We start from the raw sequence: 1,220 nt of genomic DNA on the forward strand, positions 1-1,220 counted from the left end.
TGGTGAAGGAACTCGGCAAAATACCCCCGTAACTTCGGGATAAGGGGGACCTGATACGTATAGCATTTACTGTGAAAGCGTTGAGGGTCGCAGAGACCAGGCCCAAGCGACTGTTTACTAAAAACACAGGTCCGTGCTAAGTCGTAAGACGATGTATACGGACTGACTCCTGCCCGGTGCTGGAAGGTTAAGGGGAAGGGTTAGTTTCGGCGAAGCCTTGAACTTAAGCCCCAGTAAACGGCGGTGGTAACTATAACCATCCTAAGGTAGCGAAATTCCTTGTCGGGTAAGTTCCGACCTGCACGAATGGAGTAACGATTTGGGCGCTGTCTCCACCACGAACTCGGCGAAATTGCATTACGAGTAAAGATGCTCGTTACGCGCAGCAGGACGGAAAGACCCCGGGACCTTTACTATAGTTTGGTATTGGTGATCGGTGTGACTTGTGTAGGATAGGTGGGAGACTTTGAAGCTTGGACGCCAGTTCAGGTGGAGTCATCGTTGAAATACCACTCTGGTCACTCTGGTTATCTAACTTAGGTCCATTATCTGGATCAGGGACAGTGCCTGATGGGTAGTTTGACTGGGGCGGTCGCCTCCTAAATGGTAACGGAGGCGCCCAAAGGTTCCCTCAGCCTGGTTGGCAATCAGGTTTTGAGTGTAAGTGCACAAGGGAGCTTGACTGTGAGAGAGACATCTCGAGCAGGGACGAAAGTCGGGACTAGTGATCTTCTGGTGGCTTATGGAAGCGCCAGGACTCAACGGATAAAAGGTACCCCGGGGATAACAGGCTGATCTTGCCCGAGCGTCCATAGCGACGGCATGGTTTGGCACCTCGATGTCGGCTCGTCGCATCCTGGGGCTGGAGTCGGTCCCAAGGGTTGGGCTGTTCGCCCATTAAAGCGGCACGCGAGCTGGGTTTAGAACGTCGTGAGACAGTTCGGTCCCTATCCGCTGCGCGCGTAGGAGTCTTGAGAAGAGCTGTCCTTAGTACGAGAGGACCGGGACGGACTAACCTCTGGTGTGCCAGTTGTTTACCAAGAGCACGGCTGGTTGGCTACGTTGGGGAGTGATAACCGCTGAAAGCATCTAAGCGGGAAGCACGCTTCAAGATGAGGGCTCCCACAGAGTAGTCTGGTAAGGCCCCCTGTAGACCACAGGGTTGATAGGTCGGATGTGGAAGTGCAGTAATGTATGGAGCTGACCGATACTAATAGGCC

At 53.4% G+C, this 1,220-nt stretch carries 1 rRNA gene; it reads left to right on the forward strand.

What is annotated here, in order from left to right:
- A 23S ribosomal RNA gene (locus BUC15_RS00005) occupies positions 1 to 1,220 on the forward strand; the annotation flags it as partial.

It is taken from the genome of Tessaracoccus bendigoensis DSM 12906 (genome assembly GCF_900141915.1).
GTDB lineage: Bacteria > Actinomycetota > Actinomycetes > Propionibacteriales > Propionibacteriaceae > Arachnia > Arachnia bendigoensis.